The organism is Polaribacter sp. IC066 (genome assembly GCF_007997085.1).
Classification (GTDB): domain Bacteria; phylum Bacteroidota; class Bacteroidia; order Flavobacteriales; family Flavobacteriaceae; genus Polaribacter.
Genome location: NZ_VORR01000092.1, coordinates 2,501 through 5,907 on the forward strand (window position 1 = coordinate 2,501; position 3,407 = coordinate 5,907).

2 tRNA genes and 2 rRNA genes (1 of these 4 cut by a window edge) are annotated in these 3,407 nt (G+C 43.1%); all 4 read right to left on the minus strand.

Features of this window, described 5'->3' with window-relative positions:
• Positions 1-715 (minus strand): 23S ribosomal RNA (locus ES044_RS17690) (it extends 2,173 nt beyond the left edge of the window).
• A 225-nt stretch (positions 716-940) separates the two neighbouring features.
• Positions 941-1,017, minus strand: a tRNA-Ala gene (locus ES044_RS17695).
• A gap of 85 nt (positions 1,018-1,102) precedes the next feature.
• Positions 1,103-1,176, minus strand: a tRNA-Ile gene (locus ES044_RS17700).
• 81 nt (positions 1,177-1,257) lie between these two features.
• A 16S ribosomal RNA gene (locus ES044_RS17705) occupies positions 1,258-2,775 on the minus strand.
• The 16S and 23S rRNA genes sit together here with 2 tRNA genes alongside, the layout of an rRNA operon.
• Positions 2,776-3,407: the final 632 nt, after the last annotated feature.

The following is a 3,407-nucleotide window of genomic DNA, read 5'->3' on the forward strand; positions in this document are numbered from 1 at the left end:
CACTCGGTTTCGCGTCTACTACTACTAACTAAAGCGCCCTATTCAGACTCGCTTTCGCTACGGCTCCATGTCTGAAACATTTAACCTTGCTAGAAACAGTAACTCGTAGGCTCATTATGCAAAAGGCACGCCGTCACCACGCCGAGGCGTGGCTCCGACCGCTTGTAGGCGTACGGTTTCAGGATCTATTTCACTCCCTTACTTAGGGTTCTTTTCACCTTTCCCTCACGGTACTAGTTCACTATCGGTCTCTCAGGAGTATTTAGCCTTACCGGATGGTCCCGGTGGATTCATACAGGATTACTCGTGTCCCGCACTACTCAGGATACCACTATATTAACTTCGCTTACTTTTACGGGACTATCACCCTCTATGGTTTGTCTTTCCAAACAATTCTAATTCACTAAGCTTCTAATCTCGTGGTCCTACAACCCCAATATTGCCGTAACAATATTGGTTTGGGCTAATCCGCGTTCGCTCGCCACTACTAACGGAATCACTATTGTTTTCTCTTCCTCCGGTTACTTAGATGTTTCAGTTCACCGGGTTTACCCCTATTGCTAGGTGACCACACTTCATGTGGACGGGTTGCCCCATTCGGATATCTACGGGTCAAAAGGTATGTGCCCCTCACCGTAGCTTTTCGCAGCTTATCACGTCCTTCGTCGTCTCTGAGAGCCTAGGCATCCGCCATACGCCCTTACTTAACTTATTGTACTTTTTGCTGTAGCATTGCTGCTACAATGAACTCTTTTATTCTTAATAAAAAAATTATTTATGTGCCTAGAATATTGCTATTCTAAACATCTCTATCTATTTGATTCTTACGATATCATTTTACCAATATGTCAATGAACTGTGGCGAATCCTAAATGATAAATTAATACCAACTTTGATTCTTCAATACCCAAAAAATAATAAATTATCTCAAAGCATTGCCTGGTGGAGAATATCGGAGTCGAACCGATGACCTCTTGCGTGCAAGGCAAGCGCTCTAGCCAGCTGAGCTAATCCCCCATTATGAAATTCAGAATTATCAATTCAGAATTATGAATGTTGAATCCTCTAACTTCCAGAATTTCCTTAATATATCTAACCTTTGTAGTCCCGGGCAGACTCGAACTGCCGACCTCTACATTATCAGTGTAGCGCTCTAACCAGCTGAGCTACGAGACTATAATAGCTTAAATATACTTGTTTTTTAAAATTAACAGCAAAGAGTAAAATTTCCTTTTGTAACTCACCATCTTTCTCTAGAAAGGAGGTGTTCCAGCCGCACCTTCCGGTACGGCTACCTTGTTACGACTTAGCCCTAGTTACCAGTTTTACCCTAGGCGGCTCCTTGCGGTGACCGACTTCAGGCACTCCCAGCTTCCATGGCTTGACGGGCGGTGTGTACAAGGCCCGGGAACGTATTCACCGGATCATGGCTGATATCCGATTACTAGCGATTCCAGCTTCACGGAGTCGAGTTGCAGACTCCGATCCGAACTGTGATATGGTTTATAGATTCGCTCTCTGTTGCCAGATGGCTGCTCATTGTCCATACCATTGTAGCACGTGTGTGGCCCAGGACGTAAGGGCCGTGATGATTTGACGTCATCCCCACCTTCCTCGCGGTTTGCACCGGCAGTCTCGTTAGAGTCCCCATCATAACATGCTGGCAACTAACGACAGGGGTTGCGCTCGTTATAGGACTTAACCTGACACCTCACGGCACGAGCTGACGACAACCATGCAGCACCTTGTAATCTGTCCGAAGAAAACTCTATCTCTAAAGCTGTCAGACTACATTTAAGCCCTGGTAAGGTTCCTCGCGTATCATCGAATTAAACCACATGCTCCACCGCTTGTGCGGGCCCCCGTCAATTCCTTTGAGTTTCAGTCTTGCGACCGTACTCCCCAGGTGGGATACTTATCACTTTCGCTTAGTCACTGAGCTAATGCCCAACAACTAGTATCCATCGTTTACGGCGTGGACTACCAGGGTATCTAATCCTGTTCGCTCCCCACGCTTTCGTCCCTCAGCGTCAGTACATACGTAGTAGACTGCCTTCGCAATCGGTATTCTGTGTAATATCTATGCATTTCACCGCTACACTACACATTCTATCTACTTCCATATGACTCAAGTCAACCAGTATCAAAGGCAGTTCCGTCGTTGAGCGACGGTATTTCACCTCTGACTTAATTGACCGCCTGCGGACCCTTTAAACCCAATGATTCCGGATAACGCTTGGACCCTCCGTATTACCGCGGCTGCTGGCACGGAGTTAGCCGGTCCTTATTCTTACAGTACCGTCAAGGTGGTATACATACCACGGTTTCTTCCTGTATAAAAGCAGTTTACAACCCATAGGGCAGTCTTCCTGCACGCGGCATGGCTGGGTCAGAGTCTCCTCCATTGCCCAATATTCCTCACTGCTGCCTCCCGTAGGAGTCTGGTCCGTGTCTCAGTACCAGTGTGGGGGATCTCCCTCTCAGGACCCCTACCTATCGATGTCTTGGTAAGCCGTTACCTTACCAACTAACTAATAGGACGCATAGCCATCTTTTACCGATAAATCTTTAATTACAAAATGATGCCATCTCGCAATACTATGGGATATTAATCTTCATTTCTAAAGGCTATCCCCCTGTAAAAGGTAGGTTCTATACGCGTTACGCACCCGTGCGCCGGTCGTCAGCGGAGCAAGCTCCCTGTTACCCCTCGACTTGCATGTGTTAAGCCTGCCGCTAGCGTTCATCCTGAGCCAGGATCAAACTCTTCATTGTATATTGTAAATAATATTAATGAATAAGTTTCAAAAGAATTTAACTTAATTAAAAGTTATGGTTATTCTACTCTTTGTTTACGCTGTCAATTTCAATATTTTCAATGAACTTTTAAGTATCGCAATCTCATCGTGAAATGATCTCTATAATCCTTAATTTGTAGAAATGTTAGACTCGAACTAACTGACCTTTTTAAATTATCATTCCAAAACCTCTCTGAACGTTTTCACTATCTCTGTTAGCGGGTGCAAACTTAAAACTTATTTTTTAATTGACAAGCAAATAAATGATAAAATTTTAATGTTTTTTTAAACCCCTAAAACCTGAACTTACTACCCGATGTTTTGGGACTGCAAACATACTACAAGTTTTTAATATCAACCTAATAAAATGTTATTTATTTTTTAAGAATTTTAATAATAAACCCCTAATAATAAACACTAATTAAATCAATGCCACTAACCGAAATCTCAATGAACTTCACTAACATATTTCCGTTAGCGGGTGCAAACATACAACTACTTTTTACTTTATAAACTATCTTTTTTGAAGTTTTTTGTGTTTAATTCTTAAAGCATTCAAAATAGGCTCTTTATCACAGAAATGTTTTTTTGAAAACAATGCCTTTATTT